The organism is Chelatococcus sp. KU-N122, from assembly GCF_055391085.1.
On record NZ_AP043981.1, the window covers coordinates 1,432,705 to 1,458,138 of the forward strand.

Below are 25,434 nucleotides of genomic sequence, written 5' to 3' on the forward strand. Positions count from 1 at the left end.
GTCGATCCTTGGGCCGCCGGCTACGCCTTGGGAGCGAGCATCGGCCCACCCGGGGGAAGCGGCGTGGAGGGAGGCTCGCCGAGGGTCCGGAAAGGCCGGCCCGAGCGCAGGTGCGCCTCGATCGCCTCGAGCGAGACGCCGCTGGTTTCCGGCACCTTGAGATGGGTGAAGATCAGGCCCAGCACGCAGGCGGCGGCATAGATGGTGAAGACGCCGCCGAGGCCGAGCGTCGCGATCAGGGTGGGGAACGAGAAAACGATGACGAAGTTCATGCCCCAATTGGCCAGCGACGCGATGCTCATGCCGCGCGCGCGGACCTTGAGCGGAAAGATCTCCGACATCATCACCCAGGGCAGCGGGCCGATGCTGGCCGCGAACGAGCCGATGAACAGCGCGAGGCCGACGAGGGCCAGCGGCCCGAGCGCCTGCATGTCGGTCAGCGCGCCGACGGCGATCAGGCCGAGGCCGACGGCGGTGCCGGCGAAGCCCAGGAACAGCAGCCGGCGGCGCCCGACCCGGTCGATCAGGGCCATGCCGACCAAGGTCATCAGCACGTTGACGACGCCGATGCCCGCCGTGGCCAGGAGTTGCGCCGAGCTCGACGTGAAACCGGCCGCCTGGAAGATGGTGGGGGCGTAGTAGATGACGGCATTGATGCCGCTCACCTGCTGCAGCAGGAACAGGCCGATGCCGACGACGAGAGCCGGACGCACCAGCGGGGCGAAGAGGTCCGACCAGGTTGCTTCCGCCGCCGAGGCCTGGACGGTCTGCGCGATGGCGTTCATCTCCGCATCGACCGCGGCATCCTGGGCATCGGTGCCGCGGATGCGGGCGATGGCGGCGCGCGCCTCGCCGAGCCGCCCCTTGGAGGCGAGCCAGCGCGGCGTATCGGTCATGGCGAAGATGCCGAGCGCCAGCGCCAGCCCCGGCACGGCGCCCAACGTGAACATGGTGCGCCAGGACTCCGAGAAGGCGTAGCCGATCAGATAGGCGCCGAGGATGCCGAGCGTGATGGCGAGCTGGTAGATCGAGACCAGCATGCCGCGATGCCGGGCCGGGGCGTTCTCGGAAATGTAGAGCGGGGCGACGATCGCCGCGAGGCCGATGGCGAAGCCGAGGACGAGCCGGGCCGCGGCCAGCGTCCAGACGCCGTTGGCGGCGCCCGCGAGCACGGCGCCCGCGACGAAGATGAGACCGGCGACGAGCAGCGATTTGCGCCGGCCGAGGGACGTGGCGAGCGAGCCTGCCACCAGCGCCCCGAACAGGGCGCCGAAGGGGACGGCGGAGGTGACCACGCCCTCGACGAACGGGGTGATGCCGAACTGGCTGCGCAGCAGCCCCAGCGCACCGGCGATGATGCCTTCGTCGAAGCCGAACAGGAAGCCCGCCAGCCCCGCGACCGCGGCCACGAGATAGACCATGACGCCGTCTCCCCCCACGCACGCGCCCGACGCCCGGCCCCGATTGTCGAGAGCGTTTCGCGTCTGGCGCCGCTCATCCGGACGCGGAGCGCGCCTGATTCAGCTTGTCTACAACTATAGCATATAAGTCGATCGATCGGTCGCGCTTGAGCTTGAAATCGCAGGGGAGCACATTGAGCCGATCCGGCACACGACCGGAAAAAGGGGGGATCCGCCATGTGCGAACATCATCGAATCGGCCTGTCACGACGGCGTCTGCTGCTGGGGGGAGCGACGGCAGCCTGCGCGGGGGCGTTCGCCCTTCCGGCCTGGGCGGAAGCGCCGGCGCTGCCCGACGCGCCCAACGCCATCAGCCCCGACGAGGCGCTCAAGCGGCTCATGGCCGGCAACAAGCGCTACGCGAAGAATACGTCGGCCAACAAGGATTTTTCCGCCGGGCGCGCAGCGCGGGCGCGCGTGCAGTACCCGTTCGCCGCCATCCTCAGCTGCGCCGATTCGCGCGTGGCGCCTGAGCTCGCCTTCGATCAGGGGCCGGGGAGGCTGTTCGTCGTGCGCGTGGCGGGCAACTTCGTCAACGAGGACGGGCTCGCCAGTCTCGAGTACGGCAGCAAGGTCCTTGGCGTGCCGCTCATCATGGTGCTCGGCCACAGCAATTGCGGCGCCGTCGACTCGACCCTCAAGGCGGTGAAGGACGGCATCGAGCTGCCAGGGCATCTGCCCGCCCTCGTCGCCGCGATCAGGCCCGCGGCCGAGGCCGCCAAGACCGCCAAAGACCCGCTGGAAGCAGCCATCGCCGAGAACGTGCGCCTCAACGTGAAGCGCCTGGCGGAGGCAACACCTATCCTTGCGCCAATGGTCAGCGAGGGCAAGGTGAAGGTGGTCGGCGCCGTCTACGACCTCAAGACGGGCGTCGTCGCCGCGGTTTGATGTCTGCGCTGCTGAGCGGGACGAAGTCGGGGGCTGCGCCGCTCACGATCCCGTGGACAGAAAGCCGCGATCGGCGCCGTCGAGCACCAGGGCGGTGAGGACGCCGGTGGCGAAGGCGCCGGTGTCGATGTTGATGCGGTTGGGCCTCACTTCGGGCTGTGCCGCCGGCGTGTGCCCGTGCACGACGACGGCGCCGAACGCCTCGGTCGACAGCAGGAACTCGTGCCTGATCCACACCAGGTCGTCCGCCTGCTGCGCGTCCAGCGGCACGCCGGGCCTGACGCCGGCGTGGCAGAAGAAGTAGTCGCCGAGTCGCAGGCTCCGCGGCAGCGCGCGCAGAACGGCGATGGCGGCGGGTCCGAGCCGCTCCAGCAGAGCCCGGCGCGCCGTTTCGTAGCCGCCGCGGCGCACCAGGTCCGCACCGTCGATGCCGAAGGATTCGAGCGTCTGGAGCCCGCCGTTGCGACCCCAATGCTCCAGAACCGCGGCGTCCTCCAGGAAGTCGAGCAGCATCTCCTCGTGATTGCCGCACAAGGGGTGGATCGGCGCGGGAAAGTCCGCCTCGACGATCCGGCGCAGCACCTCGGCCGACGCCGGGCCGCGGTCGATATAGTCGCCGAGCGGCACGATCAGCCCGGGCTTGCCGGCCTGGCGCAGATCCGCGGCGATCAGCCCGAGGAGGCGTTCGAGCAGGTCGGCGCGGCCATGCACGTCACCGATGGCGTAGATGCGCTGCCCGGGAGGCGCCCTCGCGACGATGTCCGTGCCGATGGGTGTCGTCCGGCCGGCCAATGACCTCTCCTGCGGCGGACAGAAAGTCGTGGGACCTATCTTCTGGTCGGGCGCCGACGCTCAGCGCAGGCGCGAGCCGATCGAGCGGCTGGGCTTGCGCTCCACCACGACCTGGCGAACGGAAGTGCGATGGGCGATCGTGACGGTCGGTGCCTTGGGCCGCCTCGCGATGGCGGCATGGGGCCGGACCTCGTCCATCGAGATGCCCATGAGCCCGGCGGCGATCTCGATGCGCTGCTCGAAATCGTCGCTGAGATCGCTCGCCGCGGCCAGCGCCTCCTCGATGGTCGGAGGCTCGTGCCGAACTTTGATAGGCGGCAGATTTTCAGGGCTTTTGCGATTTTGTTTCATAGGCCGACATTAGCACGTTTTCCGGATTGCCGCACTGCAACAAATGCAGCCGTGGGATTTCCACACCGCCTATGGCGGCAGGTGTTCCAACGGCATCCGGGCTCTCGCCTATGTCGCTGTCCCGGCGACCGGCCGCAAGAGCGGTGCCCGATTTTTGCGCGCCTGGAGCATTTCGCAATTCCATGCCAGGCCCAGCTCGAATCGGCCTGGACAGGGAACGCGCACGCCGGAGGCAGCTGTTGGAGCGGCAGCTCCGATGGAATTGGAGCAGCCGCTCTAACGCTTTAATCTTGGCGTCGAACCCAAAACCGGCGTCGACTTCTGGGCCCGGCGCTCTAGAACGTCTTACGCCCGGGTGGAATCACCCGCGCGCGAAAGAACCGCTCCAGTTTCAAGGATCTTGAGCATGTCCCATCCGATCGGATGAACGCGTCCGATCGGCAAATGCTCCGGGGGCGTTGAGATCAGCCGAGGGCCGGCAGCAGACGCGGGACGAGGATCAGGGCCAGGGTAACGAGGGTGATCAAGGCAAAACAAGCGGTATTGACGGCCATTGAGGCGCTCTCTTGTTGGGCGAGTCGCTGTCTCGGGAGGACGTTCGCGGCAGCCCCGCCACGCCCTTCCCATGACATGCTCTGTACCGGCGAGAAATGTCAGATCCGTAAATAAACGGTCCGATCGCGGCCCCCCGGGACATCTTCCCGGGCGGCGTGTTCGCCGTGCAACGGTCGAACGACCTAATCGGGCTTCGACGGCGTGCCCGCGGCGTTTTCGGCACCGAGCAGGTCCGGCCGGCGGGCGCGGGTCACGGCCAGAGACTGCTGCCGCCGCCAGCGCTCGATTCGGCCATGATCGCCGGACATCAGCACCTCCGGCACGGCAAGGCCGTCCCAGTCCCGCGGCCGCGTGTAGTGAGGGTACTCGAGCAGGCCGCCTTCGAAGCTCTCGTCGGCGCCGGAGGCGAACGCGCCCATGACACCGGGGAGCAGCCGCACGCAGGCGTCGAGCACGGCGAGCGCCGCGATCTCGCCGCCGGACAGGACGTAGTCGCCGATCGACACCTCCTCGAGCCCGCGGGCGGCGATCACGCGCTCGTCGACGCCCTCGAAACGGCCGCAGATGATGGCGACGCCGGGCCCGGCGGCGAGCTCGCGCACCCGCGCCTGCTTCAGCGGGCGGCCGCGTGGCGTCATCAGCAGGCGCGGCCGCGCGTCGCCGGCCGGGCAGGCCGCGTCGATCGCCGCCGCCACCACGTCGGCGCGCAGCACCATGCCCGGGCCGCCGCCGAAGGGCGTATCGTCGACGGCGCGATGCCGGCCGAGCCCGTGGTCGCGGATGTTGCGGGCGTCGAGCCGCCACACGCCGCGCTGCAGCGCTTCCCCCGCGAGCGACTGGCCGAGCGGGCCGGGAAACATGTCGGGGAACAGGGTCAGCACCGTTGCCCGCCAGGGCGTGATCGCGCCAGGCGCGTCATCGCCCGCGAAAGGGATGTCGTCTCCGCTCATGCCCGCCTTGTGGCGCGCCGGGCGCGCGCGGTCAAACCGCCGCGCACCAGGCCTGCACGGCTCACGTCAGGCCGCCTGGTATTGCGTGTATTCCTCGGCGAGCGCCTTGGCCACGGACGGACGCGCCATGACGCGGTCGCGGTAGGCCTTCAGTGCCGGCCATTCGTCGAGATCGATCTTGACGAAGGACGCCCAGTTGAGGATCGCCGCGAGATAGGCGTCGGCGACGCTGAAGCGGTCGAGCAGGTAGTCGCGGCCATCCAGGTGCCGGTCGAGCACCGCGAAGCGCGGTCCCGCCTTGGCCCGCGCATAGCGCTTGGCATCTTCCGGCGCGGCGGGATCGAGCAGCGGGGTGAACACCACCTTGTGCAGCTCGGTGCCGATGAAGCTCAGCCACTGCTGCAGCCGGGCGCGGCCCGCCGGATCCGTGGGCGCCAGATGAGCGTCCGGGTGGCGGTCAGCCACATACTGCAGCACCACCGGGTTCTCGGTGAGGATCTCGCCGCTGTCGGTGCGGATCGCCGGCACCTGCCCCATGGGATTGATGGCGAGATAATCCTCGCCCGCCCGCGTGCGCTTGGTCTTGAGGTCGACGGCGGTGAAGGTCGGCTGCGCCCCGGCCTCGTAGCATGCGGCACGGCTGGCCAGGGAACAGGCGAGCGGGGAATAGAACAGCTCCATGACGTCCTCCTCTTTCATTTTTGTACCGTATCGCACATAAATGGAGCGTCAAGGATTTTATGCGATATGGTACAAAATGAAAAAGGGCGTCGCGGACGCCCGCCGAGCTACGACGCCGACACCGCGCTCGGCGACGCGACGGCAGCGTTCTGGAGCAGCGGCTACGGTGCCACGTCGCTGGACGACCTCAGCGCCGCGACGAAGCTGAGCCGGCCGAGCCTCTACGGCGCCTTCGGCGACAAGCACGCGCTCTACCTCAGGACATTGGAGCGCTACCGCGACCAGGCTGCCGTGGGGATGGCGCAGGCGCTCGCCCCGGAGCTGCCGGTGCGTGAGGGCCTGCGCCGCGTCTACGGCCATGCGCTGCACCTCTACTTCCACCGCGAGCCTTCCCCCGGCTGTTACATGATCGGCACGGCGACGGCCGAGGCCGTGCAACGGCAGGAGGTGCGCGCGTTTCTGGGCGATGCGTTGCGCCAGATCGACGATGCTTTCGAGCAGCGCCTGGGGCTGGCGCGGGACCGGGGCGAGATCGCCGCGACGGCGGATCCGGCGAGCCTGGCCAAGATCGCCTCCGCCATCCTGCATACCCTCGCCGTCCGTTCACGCGCCGGCGACGGCCGCGCCGAGCTGGAGGCGATCGCGGAGACCGGTATCGGCCTGATCTGCGGCCCCGAGCCGGCGCGCTGAGGCGGCTGCCTCAAGCACCCGTCCGGCGGGGAGGGTCAGGGTGGGGGCGGTCCAGCTTGCGTTGCGCCTGCAAGTCGACGTCAGGGGCGGATCGCCCTATTCGCGCTCCGCCGTCTCAGCGGCCGCGAATGGGTCGGCCGCCACCACCAGGCGCCCGCCGGGGATGTCGACCGTCGGCACGAAAGCCTTGGTGAAGGGCACCATCACGCTGGTCTGTCGAGCATCGGCGCCGGCGTCGGCGCGGGCGATCTCGAGCACGTCGCCGGCGCCGAAGTCATGCACCGCCAGCACGCGGCCGAGCCGCTCCCCGCCATGCTCCACGGCGAGCCCGACCAGATCGGCGAGATAGAACTCGTCCTCGTCCGTCAAGGCCGGCAGCCGCTCGCGCGGCACGTGGAGCGTCAGCCGTGTCAGCGCCTCCGCCGCCGTCCGGTCGGCCACGCCCGCGACGCGCACGACGAACATGTCGCCCTCGCCGCCGGGCGCCGGACGCCAGTCGCTGAGGACGAAGCTGCGCCCGTCCCGGCCAAGCAGCGGGCCGTAGCCGCTGGCGGCCATCGGGTCGGCGGTGTGCGACTTGAGCCGGAGCTCACCGCGCACCCCGTGCGGGCGGCCGAACTCGGCCACCACCACATGCCCGGCGAGATCGACGCCGGGCTGCGGCGCAGCGGCGTCGGCGCCCGGCCCCGCGCGGACCGGACGGCGCGCGGCGTCGCCGCTGGGCGCGGGCCTGGCGGTCGGCGGACGGCGCGAGCGCACGGGCGCGGGGGGGCTTACGCGGCGGCTTCTTCGCCGCCGGCGGCCTTGGCGGCGGCCGCGGCGCGCTCCTTCGCCTTGGTGCCCGGCTCGCCCTTCTTGGGGTTGCTACGGGCGGGACGCTTCAGCACGCCGGCCGCATCGAGGAAGCGCAGGACACGGTCGGTCGGCTGCGCGCCCTTGGCGAGCCAGTCCTTGGCCTTCTCGACGTCGAGCACGACGCGGGCCGCATCGTCCTTGGCCTTGAGCGGATCGTACGCGCCGATGCGGTCGATGAAGCGGCCGTCGCGCGGCGACCGGGCGTCGGCAATGACGATGCGGTAATAGGGACGCTTCTTGGCGCCGCCACGGGCCAAGCGAATCTTCAGGGACATGAGTTACTCCTTCGGTGTCTTTGGACGTCGCGTTCGGGGTTGCATGGATGCGGTCGGCGGCAACGCGGGCCGCGGATCCGCCAAAGCCTATTTCTTCTTGCCCAGGGGAAAGCCGCCGAGACCGGGCAGGCCGGGCTTGCCGAGGCCAGGGAAGCCGGGGATCGTCGGGCCCTTGCCGGCGAGGCCCGGCGGCATGGGCGGCAGGCCGCCACCCGGCAGGCCGGGAAGACCGCCTTTGCCCATCGCCTTCTGCGCCTGCTCCAGCATCTCCGGCGTCGGCTGCGGCATGCCACCGCCGATGCCGAACATGTTGCCGAGCGCCGCGCCCAGGCCGCCGCGGCCGCCCTTGCCCATGGCCTTCATCATGTCGGCCATCTGCCGGTGCATCTTGAGCAGCTTGTTGACGTCTTCGACCTTGGTGCCGGAGCCGGCGGCGATACGCTTCTTGCGCGACGCCTTGAGCAGGTCGGGGTTACGCCGCTCCTTGGGCGTCATCGACATGATGATGGCGCGCTGGCGCTTGAAGACCTTGTCGTCGAGGTTGGCGTTGTCGAGCTGCGCCTTCATCTTGCCGATGCCGGGCAGCATGCCGAGCACGCCCTTCATGCCGCCGACGCGTTCCATCTGCGCCAGTTGCTCGGCCATGTCCTCCAGGTCGAAGGCGCCCTTGCGCATCTTCTGCGCCATGCGCTCGGCTTTTTCGACGTCGATCGTCTCCGCCGCCCGCTCCACCAGCGAGACGATGTCGCCCATGCCGAGGATGCGGTTGGCGACGCGCGAGGGATGGAACTCCTCGAGCGCGTCGAGCTTCTCGCCGGTGCCGACCAGCTTGATCGGCTTGCCGGTCACCGCACGCATGGACAGAGCGGCGCCGCCGCGGCCGTCGCCGTCCATGCGGGTCAGCACGATGCCGGTCAGGCCGACCCGGTCCTCGAAGGCGCGCGCCGTCTTGACGGCGTCCTGGCCGGTCAGGGCGTCGGCGACCAGCAGCACCTCGTGCGGCTGGGTCGCGGCCTTGACCTCGGCCGCCTCGGCCATCAGCCCCTCGTCGATGGTGACGCGGCCGGCGGTGTCGAGCATCACCACGTCGTAGCCGCCGAGCTTGGCCGCCTCGAGCGCCCGCCTGGCGATCTGCACCGCCGACTGGCCGGCGACGATGGGCAGGGTGTCGACGCCCACCTGCTTGCCGAGCACGGCGAGCTGCTCCATGGCGGCCGGGCGGCGGGTATCGAGCGAGGCGAGCAGCACCTTGCGCTTGCCGCGCTCGGTGAGGCGCTTGGCGATCTTGCCGGTGGTGGTGGTCTTGCCCGAGCCCTGCAGGCCGACCATCAGGATCGGCACCGGCGGGACGGCATCCAGATCGATGGTGGCGCCGTCGGCCCCCAGCATGGCGACGAGCTCGTCGTGGACGATCTTGACGACCATCTGGCCGGGCGTCACCGAGCGCACCACCTCGGCGCCCACGGCCCGGCTGCGCACCCGGTCGGTGAACGAGCGCACCACCTCGAGCGCCACGTCCGCCTCGATCAGCGCACGGCGCACCTCGCGCAACGCGTCGTTGACGTTGGCCTCGGTCAGCGCGCCCCGGCGGGTCAGCCCATCGAGGATGCCGGATAGTCTCTCGGAAAGCGTCTCGAACATTATTCGGCGTTCCCTGCCGTTTCGGCCCGGCGCGCGGCCAGCGCGTCCTCGAAGTGGCGCAGGGCCGCCTCGAACTTGTCGCGGCAGCCCGGATTGCAGAAGCCGACCACGGCGCCGCGATAGCGCGTGAGCGAATCCGCCGCGATCGGGCGTCCCGACCACGGACAGGTCTCGTTCACGGCGTCCTCGATCCGCAGTTGCGGCTTCGTATCCACGTTGGCGCCTCGCCGACCTCTCGAAACGGGCATATAGGCCTTCGGCCCCGCCTGCGCAGGTGTCCGGCCCGAAGATCCATGCCCCGGAGCGCTTTGCGATTGGGCGGGATCACCCAATCGCAAGAGAAGCGCTCCAGACTCAAGACGTTATGAGCGTTTCGCCATTGGATGGGACCATCCGCGGGCGAAATGCTCTGGCCCAAACACCGATCGCGCCCGAGGGCGCAACGCGCTGTCGGACGTTGACCTCCGGCAGGCCTGGGGCCAAACCGGTCGGCGGCTCGCGAACGGGAAGTTCGGGCAAATATCGCGGCTCTATGGAAGCTCGCGCCGGCAAAGTCAAGCAACGCCTTGCTCTTCGGGCGGATCAGCGCGCCAGCTCGGCGGCCGCGAGCTCCGCCACGGCCAGAGCGGTGGCCGGCGACAGGCCGTCCTCCATGGACCAGACCGCCGACAAGCCGGCCCAGGCGAGCAGCCATTGCAGCAGCCGCCGAGGCTCGAGCCGGGCGGCCGCGGCGACGATGGCGAGGCGGCGGCGCAAGCAGCGCGGATCGGCGGCCACGGCGTGATCGGGGTTGCAGAACAGGTTGGCGAAATCGAAGGCGCGCTCGCCCACGAGCCCCTTGGGATCGATGACCAGCCAGCCGCGCGGGCCGAAATCGAGGATGTTGCCGTGGTGGATGTCGCCGTGCAGCACGCCGACGTCGCGCGGCGAGGCCAGCAGCTCGCCGGCGGCCGCGGCGCACCGATCGAGGATGCCGCCGTGCCGTGCCGCGCCCGGACCCAGCGTGCGGAACCACTGAGGGAGCGGCACGAGCTGCGGCCACGGCACGGCCCGCGGCGCGTGCACCTGCGCCGCCGCCGCGCAGATCACCCGCGTCGCCTCCTCGTCTCGTCCGTCCCGGGCCATGCGCGCGAGCGAGCCTTCGCCGGTGGCGCGCTCCATCAGGATGGCGGCGCCGGCGGCGGCGAGCACGCGCGCTGCCCCGACGCCGTCCCACCAGGACATCAGGCGGTTGCCTGACTTCTCGTCGGCCGCGACGGCGACCTTGAGCATGAGCGGCTCGCCGTCGCGCATGACCGGCAGCAGCCGGCTGCTGGGCGTGACGATCGGCTCCCCGTCCGGTACCAGGCGCCAGCGCGCCAGATACGGCTCGAAGGCAGCGTCGTCCTCGCCGGTCCGCACGCTGCCGTGTCAGCCGGCCTTGGGGCCGAACAGCGCGAACATGGCGCCTTGGGGGTCCATGCCCTGCAGGATCCAGCCGCCACCGGGCACCTCCATCGGCCCGTTGGCGATCTGGCCGCCGCCGGCGGTCACCCGCGCGGCGGCCGCGTCGATGTCGTCGACGTTGAAGTAGTAGAGCCAGAACGGCTGCGGCACCGCCTCGGGCTTGTTGAACATGCCGCCGGCATCGGTGCCGGCGATCTGGAACAGCTGGTAGGTGCCCATCGGTCCCATGTCGACCGGCGTCGACTTGGTCCAGCCGAACAGCTCGCTGTAGAAGGCGAAGGCCTTCGGCCAGTCGGCCGCCATCAGCTCGTGCCAGCCGATATGGCCGGGCGCGCCCATCGCGGCCGTGGCCTCCGGCATCGGGTTGGCCCATTTGAACAGGCCGAGAGCGCCGCCTTGCGGGTCCGCGACCATGGAGAAGCGGCCGACGTTGGGGATGTCGCGCGGCGGCACGTGCACGGCTCCGCCCAAGCTTTTGACCTTGTCGGTCATGGCGTCCACGTCGGCGGCGGCGACGTAGCCGATCCAGCCCGGAGGGGCGCCCATGGCGCGGGCCTCTTCCGGCAGGTCCATCATCCCGGCCATCGGCATATCCGCGTGCGTGAACAGCACGTAGGGGATCTCGGAGTTGGGCGCGGGCTGCGCGCCCCAGCCGACGACATTGCGGTAGAACGCCTCTGCGGCGGCACGGTCGGTGGTCATCAATTCGTACCAGACGAAACGGCCCTGGGTGTCCGACATGCGTTTGCTCCCTGGTTCGACGGTCTTCCCGCGGCACGCCCGCATCCCGGCCGGATCAGTCGGCGCGGCGCCCCCTCCGCTTCATATAGTTCGCCAATGCCACGGCATTGTTGCGCTCTTCGTCCTTGGCCGCATAGAGCAGCGTCACCGGCCCCTCGGCGGCGATCGTCCGCAGCTCCTCGACGGCGGCGGGCCGGTCGTCCAGCTCCTCACTGTAGGCGGCGACGAACTCGGCCCAGGCCTGCTCCGCATGTCCGGCCTCGGAGAGCGCGTGGACGCGCTTGCGCAGCGCATCGGACGGCGCGATCTCCTTCATCCAGCGCTCCCAGGGCGCGGACGCCTTGGCGAAGCCGCGCGGCCACAGCCGATCGACGAGGATCCGCGCCCCGTCCTCCGCCGTGGCCGGCGCATAGACACGCTTCACGCGGATCACCGGCGCTCTCCCGTCTTGTTCCGACGCCGCTCCCATATACCTTAGCGCCATGGCGGATCACACCATCTCGTCCAGACGGCGCGCCGCGGCGACCCCACCCTACTACCGGGGCCCGGCCTCGGACCATTTCGACGGCGCGCGCTTCTTCAATCCCGAGCAGCCCTGGAACAAGACCTTCGCGCAGGCCGTCCGCGCCCTGACGCTGGCGCCGAAGGAACCGTGGCCGAAGCTTTTCCCGAGCCCGTTTCGCGATCGGCCACCCGCGCGGGTCGACGGCGGCCGGCTGCGCGTCGCCTTGGTCGGCCATGCCACGCTGCTGATGCAGACCCGCGGCCTCAACATCCTGACCGACCCGGTCTGGTCGGAGCGCGTCTCGCCGTTTCGCTTCGCCGGCCCCAGGCGGGTCAACCCGCCCGGCATCGCGCTGGACGACCTGCCGCCCATCGACGTCGTGCTCGTCACCCACAACCACTACGACCATCTGGATCTGGCGACGCTGGCCGAGGTCGCGCGCCGCCACCGGCCGCGGATCGTGACGCCGCTCGGCAACGACGCGATCATGGCGCGCGGCGCCGCGCTCCAAGCCGAGGCCTATGACTGGGGCGACCGCGTCGCCCTGAGCGCCGACGTGACGCTCAACCTGGTGCCGGCGGTGCATTGGTCCGCCCGCGGCGTCCGCGACCGGCGCATGGCGCTGTGGGCGGCCTTCGTGCTGGAGACGCCCGACGGCGCGATCTACCACATCGGCGACACCGGCTTCGGCGACGGCCGCCATTTTGCCGAAGTCCGCCGCCGGTTCGGCCGCATCCGCCACGCCAATCTGCCGATCGGCGCCTATGAGCCGCGCTGGTTCATGCGCGACCAGCACGTCGAGCCGGCCGAGGCGGTGGCGATCTTCGAGGCCTGCGGCGCCGGCTCCGCCGCCGGCCATCATTGGGGCACCTTCCGCCTCACGGCCGAGGGCATCGAGCGGCCGCCGGAGGCGCTGGCCCAGGCGCTCGCCGCCGCCGGCATCGCCCCCGAGCGGTTCCGCGCGCTCAGGCCGGGTGAAGTGATGGAGGTGCCGGCGCTGGAGAACGGGACGGCTTCCTTGGAGGATGGATGGCCGGGTCGAGCCCGGCCATGACGGCGGGAGCGAAGGGCCCGCACCTAGCCGCGTCATGGCCGGGCTTGACCCGGCCATCCATCAACTCAAGACGCGACCCCGCGCTCACTCGCTTGGCTGGACAAAGATGTTGATCTGCAGGTCCGGGTCGCTCGGGTCCTTCGGGTCCGTCCCGTACTCCTCGATGAACGAATCCTTGACGGCGATGTCCTTGGCGTCGAGGTAGGCGGTGATCGCCTCGTAGGTGTTGTCGATATCGTCGTAGGGCGCGCGGTGGGTGAAGCGCAGCGCCTTGCCCGACGGCGTGGTGCCGAACTTGATGGTGGGCGTGAGCTCGGTCTTGCCCTCCGGCGCAGCCGCGATCGGCACCATGGCCTCGAAGTTGAAGCCGTTGTCGTCGGTGTTGATGAAGACGGTGAGCGGCCGCCCGGCGGGCTTGATGCCGGCCTTGGCGAGCTCCGCCTCGATGGTCTTGAACGAATCGAAGATGGTCTTGAAGCCCTCGTCCCAGGTGGCCTTGCCCGAGAGCACCGCCACGGGCTTCGCCGGCAGCACCACCTCGTCGATATTGCCTGAATCGGTCGGGCCGGGGACCAGCGTGGGCAGACCGGCGGCGGCCTGTGGCTGACCTGCGTCGGCGGCCGCGGGCGGCGCGGGCGCAGGCGTCGGTGCCGGCGGCTGGTCGGCGCTCGGCGGGGTGGGCGCCGGAGCGGCCGCCGGCGGCTTGGGCGCGGTCTCGCCCGCCGCGGGCGCCGGTTGAACGGTCTGGGCGGACGCCCCGACCGGGACCGCGAGCGCACCCGCCTGCAATGCCGAGCCGACGAGGGCCGCGATCGCCCCATTGGAAAGCCGCCGACGTGCCATGCGAACTCCGCTGTTCTACCGATGGGGCGTTGCCGCTTCCTGCCGCGCGTGACGGCACGCCGTTCGCGCCTAATCTATGGCGCATCGCGCGCCGATGCGAGCCTCCGTTGACGGACCGCAGCCGCGGCGTCAGGCGCACGCCCATGGGTCTTTTTTTGCGATTGCGAACATATATAATTGCCGTAATTCGCAAGACAGCCGCATGTCGGATCGATGGGCCCTCTCGACGACCACGCTTTCCTCAAGATGAACGGCCTCGGCAACGAGATCGTCGTGCTGGATCTGCGTGGCGCCACCCATGTGGTTACCCCGCAGGAGGCGCGCGCCATTGCCGCCGATCCGGGCTCCCGCTTCGATCAGCTCATGGTTCTGCACGATCCGGTCACGCCGGGGGCGGCCGCATTCATGCGCATCTACAACACCGACGGCTCCGATTCGGCGGCCTGCGGCAATGGTACGCGCTGTGTCGCCTGGGCGCTGGCCCGCGACGGCGGGGCCGACGAGCTCGTGCTCGAGACGGCGTCCGGCACGCTGACGTCGAGCCGCGTCGCGCCCGAGCGCTTCACCGTCGATATGGGGGAGCCGCGCTTCGATTGGCGGCAGATCCCCTTGGCCCACGACGTCGGCGACACCGGCCGCTTCGATCTGCCGGTGCCCGGCTGGCCGGCCCTGGGGCCGGCGGCGGCCGTCAGCATGGGCAATCCCCACCTGATCTTCTTCATCCGCGACCCGATGAGCTATGACCTGGGCACCCTCGGGCCACTGCTGGAGCGCCACCCGCTGTTTCCCGAGCGCGCCAACGTCTCGTTCGCGGAGGTGATGTCGCCCACCCACGTCGATCTGCGCGTGTGGGAGCGCGGCGCCGGGCCCACCAAGGCCTGCGGCACCGCCGCGTGCGCCACCGCCGTGGCCGCCGCCCGGCGCGGGCTGACCGAACGCGAGGTGACCATCACTCTCCCGGGCGGCGACCTCGACATCTTCTGGCGCGAGAGCGACGGGCACGTGCTGATGACCGGCCCGGTCGAGCTGGAATGGGAAGGGCGGCTGCCGGAGGTGCTCCTGCGTGAGCCCGAAAGCGTGGGGGAATGACCGTCGATGTCATCACCTTCGGTTGCCGTCTCAACGCAGCGGAATCGGAGGCGATCCGCGGTCACGCGGCGGCCGCCGCCGCCGACCGCGGCGGCGAGCTGCTGATCGTCAACACCTGCGCGGTGACCGGCGAGGCGACGCGCCAGGCGCGGCAGACGATTCGCCGCCTGGCGCGCGAGCGGCCGGCGGCGACCATCGTCGTGACCGGTTGCGCAGCCCAGATCGAGCCCCACGCCTTCGCCGCCATGCCACAGGTCGCCCGCGTCATCGGCAACGCCGAAAAGCTTGCGCCCGAGACGTGGCGGGCGCTCGCCCAGACGGACGGGCCGGAACTCCGCCGCACCATCGTCGGCGACATCATGGCGGTGCGCGAGACGGCGAGCCATCTGGCGGCGGGCTATGCGGTCAAGGCCCGCGCCTTCGTCCAGGTGCAGAACGGCTGCGATCATCGCTGCACCTTCTGCATCATCCCCTTCGGCCGGGGCCCCTCGCGCTCGGTGCCCATGGGCGCCGTGGTCGACGACGTCCGCCGGCTGGTGGCGGCCGGCGCGGGCGAGGTCGTGCTCAGCGGCGTCGACATCACCAGCTACGGCGACGACCTGCCGGGCCGGCCGCGGCTCGGCACGCTGGTCCGCCAGGTGCTCAAGCACGTGCTCGAGCTGCCGCGGCTGCGGCTGTCGTCGATCGACGCCGTCGAGGTCGACGACGATCTCCTCGAAGCCTTCGCCGAGGAGCCGCGGCTGATGCCCCACGTGCACCTGTCTTTGCAGGCGGGCGACGACCTCGTCCTCAAGCGGATGAAGCGGCGCCATGGGCGGGCCGACGCCATCCGCCTCTGCGGCCAGGTGCGCGCGCTGCGGCCCGACGTCGTCATCGGCGCCGATGTCATAGCCGGCTTTCCAACGGAGACCGAGGCGATGTTCCGCCGTTCGCTCGACCTGGTCGAGGAATGCGGGCTCACGCACCTGCACGTCTTCCCGTTCTCGCCACGGCCGGGCACGCCGGCGGCGCGGATGCCGCAGGTCCCCCCCGCAGCGATCCGGGAGCGCGCGCAGCGTCTGCGCCAGGCCGGTGCTGTGGCGCTCGGGCGACACCTGGACCGGGAGGTGGGTCAGCGCCGCGCGGTGCTGGTCGAGGGCAAGCTGGCCCGCACCGAGGCGTTCACGCCGGTGCGCCTGGCACGACCGGAGCCCTACGGCCGCATCGTCGACGTGACCATCGTCGGCCACGACGGCCACCAGCTCATCGCAGCCTGAAAAGGGCGGGTGCAAAGGCGCGAAACGCAATTGACACGGGCGCGGGGCACGCATTAAAAGGCGCCTTCCCTGGCAGGGGCTGTAGCTCAGATGGGAGAGCGCTGCAATCGCACTGCAGAGGTCAGCGGTTCGATTCCGCTCAGCTCCACCAGGATTGAGCCGTCCGACAGGGCGGCATCTCGTCTCGACATCGGGCCCAAGTCCAAGCCACCGCAGCGTCTGGCTCTGACACCTTGAGGCCTGTGCCGCGGGGCGCGAGCGTCGGTCGACACGCGTGGCAATTTCAATGGGACCCATGAACAGCTTCAAGAACAAGCACACCGACAGGCGGGACGACTCCCAGCGCGCCAAGCAGGCGATGCTCGAGCGCTTCAGGGCGCGGCCGACGGCGGATGATCCCGCCGTGCTGGCGCGCCAGGCCGAGCGGCAGGCCATCCTGGAGGCGCGCGCCGCGCGCCAGGCCGAGCGCGAAGCGCGCGAGGCGGCGGAAGCGGCCGAGCGCGCCGCGCGGGCGGCCGAGGAGGAAGTCCGCCGCAAGGAGGAGGAAGAGCGCGCCTACCAGGAGCGCATGGAGCGCGAGGCAGCGCTGGAGGCCGAGCGCAAGGCCGCGCGCGATGCGCGCTACGCCGCCCGCAAGGCGCGCCGCAAGTAAGACCCGGCCCCGATCTTCGACGGCGGCCGAGTGGGCGACAGGGCTCGCTCAGACCGCCGCCTAGAGCATTGCGCCGTGGGATGGACCCATCCTAGGCTTGGCCCAAGGCTGGCGAGTCGAGCTTCGCAGCCGCTTCCTGGCACACCCCCGAATCAGAAGCCTTCGGCGAGCGTTCCGCGCTGGCGTGGATCGGCTGCGCCATAGAGCAGGCCGTCCGCGACATGGATCGAGTTGGCCGAGCCTGAGGTGGCGCCCACCACCACCTTGTGGCCGCGCTCGGCGAGCAGCCGCAGCGTATCGGGCGACAGCCCCGTTTCGGCGAAGAGTGCGTCCGGCTGCCATTGGTGGTGGATGCGGGGCGCCGCCACGGCCTCGGCGATGTTCATGCCGAAGTCGATGACGTTGACGACCACCTGCAGCACCGTGGTGATGATGCGGCTGCCGCCGGGGCTGCCGGTCACCAGCACCAGCCGGCCGTCCTTGAACAACATCGTCGGCGTCATGGAAGACAGCGGCCGGGCACCGGGCGCAACCGTGTTCTGCACGCCACCGACCAGCCCGTAGATGTTGCGGGCGCCGGGCCGGGCGGCGAAGTCGTCCATTTCGTCGTTCATCAGCACGCCGGTGCCGGGCGCGACGAAGGCGGCGCCGTAGGACAGGTTGAGCGTGTAGGTATTGGAGACGGCGTTGCCGTCGCCGTCGACCACCGAAAAATGCGTAGTCTCGTCGTGCTCGTGCGGCAACGGATCGCCGGCGCTGATCTCCTCGGCCGGGCGGGCCCGAGCGGGATCGATATGGGCCCGCTGGCGCCGCGCATAGGCCTTGGAGATGAGCCCGGCGACCGGCACCTTGACCCGGTCCGGATCGCCGAGCCAGGCGGCGCGGTCCGCATACGCCGGCTTCATGGCCTCGGCCATCAGGTGCAGCGCCGCGGCCGAGCCCGCATCCGCCGGGCCGAGCTCGAACGTCTCCAGCAGGTTGAGGATCTGGATCAGGTGCACACCGCCGGAGCTCGGCGGCGGCATCGAGACGACGTCGTAGCCGCGATAGCTGCCGTGCACCGGCTCGCGCATGACGGGCCGGTAGCCCACGAGATCGGCGGCGGTCATGACGCCGCCGGCGCCCTGCACCCCGGCCGCGATCTTCTCGGCGATCTCGCCCTTGTAGAAGGCCTCGGGGCCGCCCGACGCGATCGCGGCAAGGGTCGCCGCCAGATCGCTCTGCACCAGGCGCTCGCCGCGGACGAACGGCCTGCCATCCTTGAGGAAGATCGCCGCCGCCGCCGGATCGCGCCCGAGCCGGGCGGAGGCGCGCGGCAGGGTATCGGCGAGATCCTCGTCGACGACGATACCGTCCCGGGCGAGCGCGATGGCCGGCGCGATCAGTTCGGCCCGGCCGAACTTGCCCGAGCCGTAGCGCGCCAGCGCCAGATCGAGGCCGGCCACGGTGCCGGGCACGCCGACCGACAGGCCGCCGAAGCGCGAGCGCTCCGGTACGGGCTCCCCCCTGTCATCCAGGAACATGGTGGGGGTGGCGGCGGCCGGCGCCGTCTCGCGGTAGTCGATGGCGATGCTCTCGCCCCGGCCGTCGGGTCCGCCCTTGGCCAGGTGGACCAGCATGAAGCCGCCGCCACCCAGATTGCCGGCATGCGGCAGGGTGACCGCGAGCGCGAAGCCCACCGCGACGGCCGCATCGACGGCGTTGCCGCCGCGGCGCAGGATGTCGACGCCGATTCGCGTCGCCTTGCTCTCCTGGCTCGCCACCATGCCATGGCTGGCCACCGCCGGCAGAAAGCGGGGCCGCTGCGAGAGGATCGCTTGAAACGGTTGCGCCGCCGGGGCTTGCACCGCGCTTCGGCCGGCCTCGGGGGCGCGACCGGCATCCAGCGCCAGCGCGGCGGACGACATGGCGAGGGCGACCGTGACGGCGGCGACCGTGCGCTTGACGAGCTGCATCCGTGCAGTTTCACAGGTGCGGGCGCCCGCGCCAAGCGGCAAAAGGCGGCACCCGGGGGCGCGCTCAGCTCACAGCACGATGACGTGGTTCGGCAGCTCGTTCTTGTCGTCGGGACGGGGCGGATGATGCTGCGCCAGGATCGTCCCGACCCGCGCCACCGCCGCCACCATGCCGTCCCCGATGCGGCCGGCGCGGATGTCCTCCACCAGTTCGGTCAGCGTCTCCCGCCAGACCTCGGCTTCCACGCGCGAGGCGATGCCTTCATCGGCGATGAGCTCGGCGTAGTGCTCGGCGACGGCGATGAAGATCAGCGCGCCCGTGCGGTCCTCCGTCTCCGCCAGCCCACGCGCCGCGAACTGGCGGTGGGCAGCCTCCCGCGCCCGCAGCCGGCCGAGCGGCCGTGGCACCAGGGCGAGGCGGAGCGGCATCCACATGAGGGCGAGACCGACCAGCACGGTCACGGCGAGCTGGATGAGGTAGATGCGCTCCGCGCTCATGTTGGTGAGCAGCAGCAGCGGGATCGGCACGGCGAAGCCGATGGCCGCCGTCACCGCCACGGCGAAGCTGCGGTAGGAGCTGGCGCGGCGGGTGACCACGCAGACGATCTCGCCCGAGGTCGTCCGCTCCGCCGCCGCGACGGCGGTGGCGATGCGATCCCGTTCCTCCTGGCTCAGCATGCTTCGCCCTCACCAATCGCCGGAGGCGCCGCCGCCACCGGAGGAGCCGCCGCCGCCCGAGAACCCACCGCCGCCTCCGAAACCTCCGCCACCGCCCCAGCCACCGCCACCACCGCCACCACCCCAGCCGCCGCCCATGGGCGGCAGGATGACCGGGCCCCAGTTGCCGTTGGTGCGCCGGTGCATGCCCGGCCCGCCGCGGCCACCGCCGCCGCCGCGGCGCGAGACGATCCAGATGATCACCATCATGACGATGATGTAGATGAAGATGTGGACGAGCTGCTCGTTGTCCTCGGCCGGCTCGCGCGGCGGCGGCGCCCGGCGCTGCCATTCCTCGGCGTCGCCGGAGAGGATGTTGACGATCGCATCGACGCCCGCTTCGACGCCGCCGGCGTAGTCGCCCTGCTTGAAGCGCGGCGCGACGGCCGTGGTGATGATCACCTTGGACAAGGCGTCCGTCAGCGCGCCTTCCAGGCCGTAGCCCACCTCGATGCGCACCTTGCGCTCGTTCGGGGCCACGACGAACAGCACGCCGTTGTCCTTGTCCTTGGTGCCGAGCGCCCAATGGCGGTAGAGGCGATTGGCGTAATCCTCGATCGTCAGGTCGCCGAGCGACGGGACGGTGGCCACCACCACCTGGTCGGTGGTCTTGCCTTCGTAGGCGGCGAGCTTGTCGGAGATCTTCTGGCGCGCGGCCGGATCGAGGATGTTGGCCGCATCGACGACGCGGCCGGTGAGCGCCGGAAACGCCGGATCGGCCGCCGCCGCCGGCTGCACCGCGGCAGCGAGCAGCAGCACCGCCCAGGCCAGCAGCGCCCAGGCCAGCAGCGCCCGGGCAATGACGAGGCCACGGACAGCCGCCAGGAGCCCGGGGCCGGGCCGCCGCAGCTCGCCGCGACGCGCAACACCGCGCACCGGAGGCCCGCGCAAGATCAGAGCGGCCCGCGTTCTGACGCAGTCAGAACGGCCGCTCCGGCTTCCTGGTCGAGCATCAGCCTGCTCCTCGAACGTGAACGTCGAAGCGATGCTTGGAGCGCGTCGCGATCGAGGCTCACCGGATCGTGACGCGCTCCAGTTCAAGGCATTGGACCACTTCCAGCCGATCAGACGACCTCGCTGACCGGGAAAGCGCCCTAGAGCATTTCGCCATTGGATGGACCCATCCAATGGCCGAGAAATGCTCATCGTCTTTTGAATCTGAAGCGCTTTCTCGCGATTGGGTGAGTCCACCCAATCGCAAAGCGCTCTAGAACTTGACCGCCGGCGGCCGATCCGAGCCGGCGGTGGCCGCGAACGTCTCCATCGGCTTGGACGAGGGATACAGGATCCTGGCGATCCAGGCCCGGGGATGGTAGTGATCTCGGTGTTGTAGGCGCGGACCGCCTCGATGTAGTCGCGCCTGGCGACGGCGATGCGGTTCTCGGTGCCCTCGAGCTGCGATTGCAGCGCCAGGAAGTTCTGGTTCGACTTCAGGTCGGGGTAGCGCTCCACCGAGACCAGCAGGCGGCCGAGCGCGCCGGTGAGGTTGTTCTGCGCATCCTGGAACTGCTTGAACTTCGCCGGGTCGGTCACGGTGGAGGCATCGACCTGCACCTGGGTGGCCTTGGCGCGCGCCTCGATCACCTGGGTCAGCGTGTCCTTCTCCTGCTGGGCGTAACCCTTCACGGTCTCGACCAGATTGGGGATGAGGTCAGCGCGGCGCTGATACTGGTTCTGCACCTCACTCCACGCCGCTTTGGCCTGTTGCTCCATGGTGGGCACGGCGTTGATCGCACCGCAGCCGGCAAGCGGCAGCGACAGCATCAAGGCGGCAAAGACCACCTGGAGACGGGGCAGCTTGAGCACGGCACACCTCCTGCGGCTATTATCGATCGATCATAACGACGTCAGCCAACAATGGCCTCTGGCCGCCCAGCGGACAGACGGTTTCGACATAGAGCAAATAGGCCGCGAAACCTAGGCTGGGCTGACAGATTTTTGAGCAGCAGCGACAGCAGCAGGCGGCAGACCGGGCGCGGGCCGGCAATCCCGGCGCCCGGCGCCGTCATGCGAAGCGGCGCGCAAGCTGCTCCAGCGACAGGCGCGAACCGGCCTCGTTGTCCGCCGCGGCGAGGCCCGGTGGCAGATCGGTGCACGCGATCGTGACGTCGGTGCCGCCGGCCACCGCCTCGAACGTCGCCGCCAACGTCATCTCGCCGAGCAAAGCCGGATCGGCGGTATGGAAGCGGACAGCTTCGACGATCCGGCGTGGCGCCACCAGCTCCACGAACCGCACCGTGACCATATCCTCCCGCTCCGCCGTCTTGCCGCGAAAGACGCGTTCAGTCTGCGGGTAGAACAGCGACATGCGGTAGCCACCGCCGACGCGCCCGTCGAAGGCGTGGATCCGGCCCGTCATGTCCCCAGGCGGCAGCCACGCGGCAAGGGCCACGGGATCGAGAAACGCGCCGTAGACCTCCTCGGGGCGGGCCGGGATGACCTGCGATGCACGGGTGGATGTCCTCGTATGCGCTGGGCTCATGGGATGTCCCTCGCCATCATCGACTCCGGATGGGAGATCAGTGGCCATGCATGCCGTGCCCGACATCGCCGTTTTGGCCTCCTACACCCTCGCCTGCCTGGTGCTGTTCATCACGCCGGGGCCGGACATGAGCCTGTTCCTGGCCAAGACCCTCGCCGAGGGCCGCCGCGCCGCCGTCGCCGCCTGCCTCGGCACCTCGACCGGCTGCCTGCTGCACACGCTGCTCGCCGCGGTCGGCGTCTCGGCGCTGCTGGCCGCCTCGCCGATCGCCTTCACCATCCTGAAGGTCGTCGGCGCCATCTATCTGCTGTGGCTCGCCGTCAGCGCCATCCGGCATGGCTCGGCGCTCACGGTCCGCGACGCCCCGGGCCGGCGGTCGACGCTGTGGCAATCCTACCTGACGGGCCTCGGCATCAATCTCACCAACCCGAAGATCGTGCTGTTCTTCGTGACCTTCCTGCCGCAGTTCGTCAGCGCCGACGACCCACATGCCGCCACCAAGCTGGCCTTCCTCGGCGTCTATTTCGTCGGGCTGACGCTGCCGCTGGGCATTGCCCTGATCGCCGCGGCCCACCGCGTGGTCGGCGCTCTCCGACGCCGCCCGCTGATCGTGCGCGCCCTGGACTACCTCTTCGCCAGCCTGTTCGGCGCCTTCGCCATCAAGGTGCTGGCGATGCAGGGCCGCTGATCGCAGTGGGCCGGTCGTCGGCCGAGCGGCCGGCGACGAGCCAATAGGCGAGGCCCGAGGCGGCCCCCACCAGGAACAGGCCCAGCGTCACCCGGATCTCCGCCGGCGATGCCATGCCGACGCCGCCGCGCAGCACCCACGGCAAGGCCGCCGTCGCCAGCCCCGTCGCGCCGGCGTACCAGACGAAGGAGCCGATCCGCGCCACCTCGCCGATCAAGGCGATCAGGGTCGGCGGTCCGCCGAGCAGGATCGCCATCATGCTCCAGAGCGTGAACAGCACGCCGATGATTTCGTCCGGCGTCTCCGCCTGGAACAGCGCATCGAAGGCCGCGGCGATGCCGGTCTGGGCCACATAAGCGATGATGCGGGCGAACGAGGGCTCCAGCACCACGGCCGCGACGAAGACGATCGCGCCGACCGCGAGGGCGACGCAGAGCCCGATGAGGATGACGAAGGCGCGGCCGATCACCCGCATGGGCTAGGGCATGTCTCGATCGGCGGTGTCCGTCCGATCCGCCGCGGGCTCGCCCGCCTCCAGCATGAGCCGGGCCCGCGCCCTGAGCTTCTCGGTCTCGCTCTTCAGCTGGCCGCAGGCGGCCAGGATGTCGCGGCCGCGCGGCGTCCGCACCGGGCTGGCGTAGCCGGCCTTGAACACGATCTCCGAAAAGGCCTCGATGGTGTCCCAGTCCGAGCAGTCGTAGCGGGTGCCCGGCCAGGGATTGAACGGGATCAGGTTGATCTTGGCCGGGATGCCCTTGAGCAGCCGCACCAGCTCGCGCGCCTCCGCCGGGCTGTCGTTGACGCCCTTCAGCATCACGTATTCGAAGGTGATGCGCCTGGCGTTGGAGAGGCCTGGATAGGCGCGGCAGGCGGCCAGCAGCTCGGCGATCGGATACTTCTTATTGAGCGGCACCAGCACGTCGCGCACCTCGTCGCGGGTGGCGTGCAGCGAGATCGCCAGCATGGTGCCGATATCGGCGCCGGCCTCGGGGATTCGCGGCGCCACGCCGGCCGTCGACAGCGTGATGCGGCGCTTGCCCAGCGAGATGCCTTCGCCGTCGGCGACGACGTCGACGGCGGCCCTGACGTTGTCGAAATTGTAGAGCGGCTCGCCCATGCCCATGAGCACGATGTTGGTGACGAGCCGGCCGGCGGGAGCGTCATCGTCGTCGCCCGCCGCGCCGGGCCGGGCCGCCGCCTTGTTCGGCCCCGCCGCCGACCAGTCGCCCAGCCGGTCGCGGGCCACCATCACCTGGCCGACGATCTCGGCCGTGGAGAGGTTGCGGACCAGCTTCTGCGTGCCGGTGTGGCAGAACGAGCAGGTGAGCGTGCAGCCGACCTGGCTCGATACGCACAGGGTGCCGCGGTCGGGCTCGGGAATGTAGACGCACTCGATCTCGGCGCCGCGGTCGTGGGCGCCCTGCGGCGGCATGCGCAGCAGCCATTTGCGGGTGCCGTCGCTGGAGATCTGCTCGGACACCACCTGCGGCCGCTCGAGCGTGAAGGCCGCCGCGAGCTCGGCACGCAGGCCCTTGCCGATCGTCGTCATGGCGGCGAAATCGGTCGCGCCGCGCAGGTAGACCCAATGCCACAGCTGGGCCACCCGCATGCGCAGCTCGCGTTCGGGCACGCCGATGGCGTGGAGCGCCGCGCGCATCTCCTCGCGCGTCATGCCGGCGAGCGACGGCCGCGCGGCCGTGGCGCCGGTCACAGCCGGTCGAGGTGGGGCCTGAAGGCCGCCAGCAGCCAGCGACGGCCGAGCCTGATCGAGCGACAAGGTCATGGTGGTCCAAAGCAAAGCGCGGCCGGAAACGGCCGCGTCAAAGTGCTATCCTACGACATGTGGTGATTATTGGCCACTTTACGAGTTGCCGCGCTCAGGTCGAGCTACCCAGCGCCCGCCTGATGGCCGCCTCGACGGGAGAGTAGGCCCCGTCCTCCCGGTCGAGCTTCAGCGGCTCGCAAGGATGCAGCGGAGGCTGTGCCAGGAAGCGCGGCGTCGCTCCCCGGTGCGGCTGAGCGGCGTGGACGAGGAAGGGATGGCACAGATACACGGTGCCCGCTTCCCCGACCGCTCGCACCTCCGGTCGGTGAGCGGACTCGGCGAAGCCCGTCGCCGCGAGCTCGCGCAAGGAGCAGCCGGCCTCGCCGGCGGGTGCCAGCCGGCGCGCCATATCGAGGTGGGAGCCAGCGCGGATGCGCGTGGGGGCGTCGCGCTCGCCCACGTCCGAGAACAGGAACAGCATGAGGAGCGCCCGCCCCTTCGAGGTGATGTTGGCGCGCCAGTCCATGAAATCGGGCGTGTCGTGCCCAAAACTCACGTCGATGTGCCAGCCGGTGTCGCCTGGATCGTCGGGCAAGGGAAAGCGGATCGGAAACGAGCCGAGGCTGCGACGCGGAATCCATCGCCCGGGCCCGACGAGCTGGTCGAAGGCCGCCAGCAGAGCCGGCGTGTTGGCCGCCTGCCTGAACGGCTCCTGCGCATATTCCCACAGCCGGATGACCGGCTTGGTCCAGGTCGTCGGGTCGTCTGGGTCGCAGCCCGTGTCCTTCCACAGGATGGCCCGTGCCGCGTCTGCGACCTCGCGTGGAAAGGCGCAGTCGATCCTGACGAAGCCGTCTTGAATGAACTGGCCGACGTGCGCGTCGGTCAACGCGCGGGCGCTGGTGTCCTTGTGCATGGATGATCTCGTTCGATAGCGGTCGGCCCTGGAGGGGACGTCGTCCCACCCCGCTTGCGCTCGCCCGGGCGGCGAGCAGCCCGCTCAGGCGAGGAAGAAGGCCGACGCGAAATCGAAAGCGAACATCTGCATGGCGACACGAATTTCCCGCGCAGCCGCATCCGCTGACCGCGACTGTTCATCAGAG

General features: G+C 70.3%; 27 protein-coding genes, 1 tRNA gene and 1 pseudogene. 8 read left to right on the top strand and 21 right to left on the bottom strand.

Translation table 11 applies throughout. From position 1 onward, the window contains the following. Positions 1-20 precede the first annotated feature (20 nt). Positions 21-1,421, bottom strand: a complete 1,401-nt coding sequence (locus ACZ5PO_RS06385) for a sugar porter family MFS transporter (RefSeq protein WP_464191430.1) — start codon at positions 1,419-1,421, stop codon at positions 21-23. Positions 1,422-1,637: 216 nt separating this feature from the next. Here ACZ5PO_RS06385 and ACZ5PO_RS06390 point away from each other — a divergent pair, with 216 nt between their 5' ends. Continuing rightward, entirely contained in the window at positions 1,638-2,348 is a 711-nt protein-coding gene (locus ACZ5PO_RS06390) for a carbonic anhydrase (protein ID WP_464191432.1), read from the top strand. 42 nt (positions 2,349-2,390) lie between these two features. Here the strand turns inward: ACZ5PO_RS06390 and ACZ5PO_RS06395 are convergent, their stop codons facing one another. From ACZ5PO_RS06395 to ACZ5PO_RS06410, 4 genes are all read right to left on the bottom strand, one after another. Continuing rightward, entirely contained in the window at positions 2,391-3,140 is a 750-nt protein-coding gene (locus ACZ5PO_RS06395) for a metallophosphoesterase (protein ID WP_464191434.1), read from the bottom strand. Between the two features lie 60 nt (positions 3,141-3,200). Then, entirely contained in the window at positions 3,201-3,491 is a 291-nt protein-coding gene (locus ACZ5PO_RS06400) for a hypothetical protein (RefSeq protein ID WP_464191436.1), read from the bottom strand. Positions 3,492-4,228: 737 nt separating this feature from the next. Next, positions 4,229-4,996, bottom strand: a complete 768-nt coding sequence (trmD, locus tag ACZ5PO_RS06405; RefSeq protein WP_464191438.1) for a tRNA (guanosine(37)-N1)-methyltransferase TrmD — start codon at positions 4,994-4,996, stop codon at positions 4,229-4,231. Positions 4,997-5,062: 66 nt separating this feature from the next. Continuing rightward, positions 5,063-5,677, bottom strand: a complete 615-nt coding sequence (locus ACZ5PO_RS06410) for a glutathione binding-like protein (RefSeq protein WP_464196706.1) — start codon at positions 5,675-5,677, stop codon at positions 5,063-5,065. Positions 5,678-5,743: 66 nt separating this feature from the next. Between ACZ5PO_RS06410 and ACZ5PO_RS06415 the strand changes: the two genes are divergently transcribed. Further along, a complete protein-coding gene (locus ACZ5PO_RS06415; protein WP_464191440.1) occupies positions 5,744-6,367 on the top strand; it encodes a TetR/AcrR family transcriptional regulator in 624 nt (207 codons plus the stop codon). Between the two features lie 96 nt (positions 6,368-6,463). Here the strand turns inward: ACZ5PO_RS06415 and rimM are convergent, their stop codons facing one another. From rimM to ACZ5PO_RS06450, 7 genes are all read right to left on the bottom strand, one after another. Next, complete coding sequence (rimM, locus tag ACZ5PO_RS06420; protein WP_464191442.1) at positions 6,464-7,126, bottom strand: ribosome maturation factor RimM; 663 nt, start codon at positions 7,124-7,126, stop codon at positions 6,464-6,466. Between the two features lie 14 nt (positions 7,127-7,140). After that, positions 7,141-7,497 carry a 30S ribosomal protein S16 gene (rpsP, locus tag ACZ5PO_RS06425; RefSeq protein ID WP_464191443.1) on the bottom strand — a complete coding sequence of 119 codons (357 nt, stop codon included), beginning with the start codon at positions 7,495-7,497 and terminating at the stop codon, positions 7,141-7,143. Between the two features lie 87 nt (positions 7,498-7,584). Continuing rightward, on the bottom strand, positions 7,585-9,138 hold the full coding sequence (gene ffh / locus ACZ5PO_RS06430) for a signal recognition particle protein (RefSeq protein ID WP_464191446.1): 1,554 nt from the start codon (positions 9,136-9,138) through the stop codon (positions 7,585-7,587). Continuing rightward, on the bottom strand, positions 9,138-9,353 hold the full coding sequence (locus ACZ5PO_RS06435) for a glutathione S-transferase (RefSeq protein ID WP_464191448.1): 216 nt from the start codon (positions 9,351-9,353) through the stop codon (positions 9,138-9,140). The genes ffh and ACZ5PO_RS06435 overlap by 1 nt, the downstream gene beginning before the upstream one ends. A 367-nt stretch (positions 9,354-9,720) precedes the next feature. Beyond that, entirely contained in the window at positions 9,721-10,539 is an 819-nt protein-coding gene (locus ACZ5PO_RS06440; protein WP_464191450.1) for an aminoglycoside phosphotransferase family protein, read from the bottom strand. Positions 10,540-10,548: 9 nt separating this feature from the next. Further along, positions 10,549-11,325 carry a VOC family protein gene (locus tag ACZ5PO_RS06445; protein ID WP_464191453.1) on the bottom strand — a complete coding sequence of 259 codons (777 nt, stop codon included), beginning with the start codon at positions 11,323-11,325 and terminating at the stop codon, positions 10,549-10,551. A gap of 55 nt (positions 11,326-11,380) precedes the next feature. After that, entirely contained in the window at positions 11,381-11,794 is a 414-nt protein-coding gene (locus tag ACZ5PO_RS06450) for a DUF488 domain-containing protein (protein ID WP_464196708.1), read from the bottom strand. A gap of 13 nt (positions 11,795-11,807) precedes the next feature. Here ACZ5PO_RS06450 and ACZ5PO_RS06455 point away from each other — a divergent pair, with 13 nt between their 5' ends. Beyond that, a complete protein-coding gene (locus ACZ5PO_RS06455) occupies positions 11,808-12,884 on the top strand; it encodes an MBL fold metallo-hydrolase (RefSeq protein ID WP_464191455.1) in 1,077 nt (358 codons plus the stop codon). Positions 12,885-12,968: 84 nt separating this feature from the next. Here ACZ5PO_RS06455 and ACZ5PO_RS06460 read toward each other — a convergent pair whose 3' ends face one another. Further along, the gene (locus ACZ5PO_RS06460; protein WP_464191458.1) at positions 12,969-13,727 is read right to left on the bottom strand and encodes a GyrI-like domain-containing protein; all 759 of its coding nucleotides are present in this window, start codon (positions 13,725-13,727) and stop codon (positions 12,969-12,971) included. 213 nt (positions 13,728-13,940) lie between these two features. Here ACZ5PO_RS06460 and dapF point away from each other — a divergent pair, with 213 nt between their 5' ends. The 4 genes from dapF (at position 13,941) to ACZ5PO_RS06480 (ending at position 16,724) form a co-directional block, all read left to right on the top strand. Next, the gene (gene dapF, locus ACZ5PO_RS06465) at positions 13,941-14,816 is read left to right on the top strand and encodes a diaminopimelate epimerase (protein ID WP_464191460.1); all 876 of its coding nucleotides are present in this window, start codon (positions 13,941-13,943) and stop codon (positions 14,814-14,816) included. Further along, complete coding sequence (mtaB, locus tag ACZ5PO_RS06470) at positions 14,813-16,072, top strand: tRNA (N(6)-L-threonylcarbamoyladenosine(37)-C(2))-methylthiotransferase MtaB (protein WP_464191462.1); 1,260 nt, start codon at positions 14,813-14,815, stop codon at positions 16,070-16,072. Before dapF ends, mtaB begins: the two co-directional genes overlap by 4 nt. 75 nt (positions 16,073-16,147) lie before the next feature. After that, a tRNA-Ala gene (locus ACZ5PO_RS06475) sits at positions 16,148-16,223 on the top strand. Between the two features lie 144 nt (positions 16,224-16,367). Further along, on the top strand, positions 16,368-16,724 hold the full coding sequence (locus ACZ5PO_RS06480; RefSeq protein WP_464191464.1) for a DUF6481 family protein: 357 nt from the start codon (positions 16,368-16,370) through the stop codon (positions 16,722-16,724). Between the two features lie 152 nt (positions 16,725-16,876). Here the strand turns inward: ACZ5PO_RS06480 and ggt are convergent, their stop codons facing one another. The 5 genes and pseudogenes from ggt to ACZ5PO_RS06505 all read right to left on the bottom strand — a co-directional run bounded on the left by ggt (position 16,877) and on the right by ACZ5PO_RS06505 (position 21,878). Next, positions 16,877-18,679 (bottom strand): gamma-glutamyltransferase, encoded by a 1,803-nt coding sequence (ggt, locus tag ACZ5PO_RS06485; protein ID WP_464191466.1) that lies wholly within the window; start codon positions 18,677-18,679, stop codon positions 16,877-16,879. Positions 18,680-18,748: 69 nt separating this feature from the next. Further along, complete coding sequence (locus tag ACZ5PO_RS06490) at positions 18,749-19,357, bottom strand: TPM domain-containing protein (protein ID WP_464191468.1); 609 nt, start codon at positions 19,355-19,357, stop codon at positions 18,749-18,751. 9 nt (positions 19,358-19,366) lie between these two features. Continuing rightward, on the bottom strand, positions 19,367-20,185 hold the full coding sequence (locus tag ACZ5PO_RS06495) for a TPM domain-containing protein (RefSeq protein ID WP_464196710.1): 819 nt from the start codon (positions 20,183-20,185) through the stop codon (positions 19,367-19,369). 418 nt (positions 20,186-20,603) lie between these two features. Then, a pseudogene (locus ACZ5PO_RS06500) lies at positions 20,604-21,160 on the bottom strand (LemA family protein). Positions 21,161-21,401: 241 nt separating this feature from the next. Then, positions 21,402-21,878 carry an SRPBCC domain-containing protein gene (locus tag ACZ5PO_RS06505; RefSeq protein ID WP_464191470.1) on the bottom strand — a complete coding sequence of 159 codons (477 nt, stop codon included), beginning with the start codon at positions 21,876-21,878 and terminating at the stop codon, positions 21,402-21,404. A gap of 46 nt (positions 21,879-21,924) precedes the next feature. On the opposite strand from ACZ5PO_RS06505, the gene ACZ5PO_RS06510 reads away from it, so the two are divergent. Beyond that, the gene (locus ACZ5PO_RS06510; protein WP_464191472.1) at positions 21,925-22,566 is read left to right on the top strand and encodes a LysE family translocator; all 642 of its coding nucleotides are present in this window, start codon (positions 21,925-21,927) and stop codon (positions 22,564-22,566) included. On the opposite strand, the gene ACZ5PO_RS06515 is transcribed toward ACZ5PO_RS06510, so the two are convergent. The 3 genes from ACZ5PO_RS06515 to ACZ5PO_RS06525 form a co-directional block, all read right to left on the bottom strand. Next, entirely contained in the window at positions 22,538-23,041 is a 504-nt protein-coding gene (locus ACZ5PO_RS06515) for a hypothetical protein (protein ID WP_464191474.1), read from the bottom strand. The genes ACZ5PO_RS06510 and ACZ5PO_RS06515 overlap by 29 nt on opposite strands. A 3-nt stretch (positions 23,042-23,044) precedes the next feature. After that, a complete protein-coding gene (rlmN, locus tag ACZ5PO_RS06520) occupies positions 23,045-24,349 on the bottom strand; it encodes a dual-specificity RNA methyltransferase RlmN (protein WP_464191476.1) in 1,305 nt (434 codons plus the stop codon). Between the two features lie 94 nt (positions 24,350-24,443). After that, entirely contained in the window at positions 24,444-25,247 is an 804-nt protein-coding gene (locus ACZ5PO_RS06525) for a phytanoyl-CoA dioxygenase family protein (protein WP_464191478.1), read from the bottom strand. Positions 25,248-25,434: the final 187 nt, after the last annotated feature.

What these genes read in the sequence shown, in the direction of transcription:
- ACZ5PO_RS06455 (WP_464191455.1), top strand. Translation starts at nt 11,808, where the DNA reads ATGGCGGATCACACCATCTCGTCCAGACGGCGCGCCGCGGCGACCCCA.
- ACZ5PO_RS06390 (WP_464191432.1), top strand. Translation starts at nt 1,638, where the DNA reads ATGTGCGAACATCATCGAATCGGCCTGTCACGACGGCGTCTGCTGCTG.
- ACZ5PO_RS06385 (WP_464191430.1), bottom strand. Translation starts at nt 1,421, where the DNA reads ATGGTCTATCTCGTGGCCGCGGTCGCGGGGCTGGCGGGCTTCCTGTTC.
- ACZ5PO_RS06415 (WP_464191440.1), top strand. Translation starts at nt 5,744, where the DNA reads ATGGTACAAAATGAAAAAGGGCGTCGCGGACGCCCGCCGAGCTACGAC.
- rpsP (WP_464191443.1), bottom strand. Translation starts at nt 7,497, where the DNA reads ATGTCCCTGAAGATTCGCTTGGCCCGTGGCGGCGCCAAGAAGCGTCCC.
- ACZ5PO_RS06450 (WP_464196708.1), bottom strand. Translation starts at nt 11,794, where the DNA reads ATGGGAGCGGCGTCGGAACAAGACGGGAGAGCGCCGGTGATCCGCGTG.
- rlmN (WP_464191476.1), bottom strand. Translation starts at nt 24,349, where the DNA reads ATGACCTTGTCGCTCGATCAGGCTCGGCCGTCGCTGGCTGCTGGCGGC.
- ACZ5PO_RS06510 (WP_464191472.1), top strand. Translation starts at nt 21,925, where the DNA reads ATGCATGCCGTGCCCGACATCGCCGTTTTGGCCTCCTACACCCTCGCC.
- ACZ5PO_RS06480 (WP_464191464.1), top strand. Translation starts at nt 16,368, where the DNA reads ATGAACAGCTTCAAGAACAAGCACACCGACAGGCGGGACGACTCCCAG.
- ACZ5PO_RS06400 (WP_464191436.1), bottom strand. Translation starts at nt 3,491, where the DNA reads ATGAAACAAAATCGCAAAAGCCCTGAAAATCTGCCGCCTATCAAAGTT.
- ACZ5PO_RS06445 (WP_464191453.1), bottom strand. Translation starts at nt 11,325, where the DNA reads ATGTCGGACACCCAGGGCCGTTTCGTCTGGTACGAATTGATGACCACC.
- ACZ5PO_RS06490 (WP_464191468.1), bottom strand. Translation starts at nt 19,357, where the DNA reads ATGCTGAGCCAGGAGGAACGGGATCGCATCGCCACCGCCGTCGCGGCG.
- trmD (WP_464191438.1), bottom strand. Translation starts at nt 4,996, where the DNA reads ATGAGCGGAGACGACATCCCTTTCGCGGGCGATGACGCGCCTGGCGCG.
- ggt (WP_464191466.1), bottom strand. Translation starts at nt 18,679, where the DNA reads ATGCAGCTCGTCAAGCGCACGGTCGCCGCCGTCACGGTCGCCCTCGCC.
- dapF (WP_464191460.1), top strand. Translation starts at nt 13,941, where the DNA reads ATGGGCCCTCTCGACGACCACGCTTTCCTCAAGATGAACGGCCTCGGC.
- ACZ5PO_RS06525 (WP_464191478.1), bottom strand. Translation starts at nt 25,247, where the DNA reads ATGCACAAGGACACCAGCGCCCGCGCGTTGACCGACGCGCACGTCGGC.
- mtaB (WP_464191462.1), top strand. Translation starts at nt 14,813, where the DNA reads ATGACCGTCGATGTCATCACCTTCGGTTGCCGTCTCAACGCAGCGGAA.
- ffh (WP_464191446.1), bottom strand. Translation starts at nt 9,138, where the DNA reads ATGTTCGAGACGCTTTCCGAGAGACTATCCGGCATCCTCGATGGGCTG.
- ACZ5PO_RS06410 (WP_464196706.1), bottom strand. Translation starts at nt 5,677, where the DNA reads ATGGAGCTGTTCTATTCCCCGCTCGCCTGTTCCCTGGCCAGCCGTGCC.
- ACZ5PO_RS06505 (WP_464191470.1), bottom strand. Translation starts at nt 21,878, where the DNA reads ATGAGCCCAGCGCATACGAGGACATCCACCCGTGCATCGCAGGTCATC.
- ACZ5PO_RS06515 (WP_464191474.1), bottom strand. Translation starts at nt 23,041, where the DNA reads ATGCGGGTGATCGGCCGCGCCTTCGTCATCCTCATCGGGCTCTGCGTC.
- ACZ5PO_RS06460 (WP_464191458.1), bottom strand. Translation starts at nt 13,727, where the DNA reads ATGGCACGTCGGCGGCTTTCCAATGGGGCGATCGCGGCCCTCGTCGGC.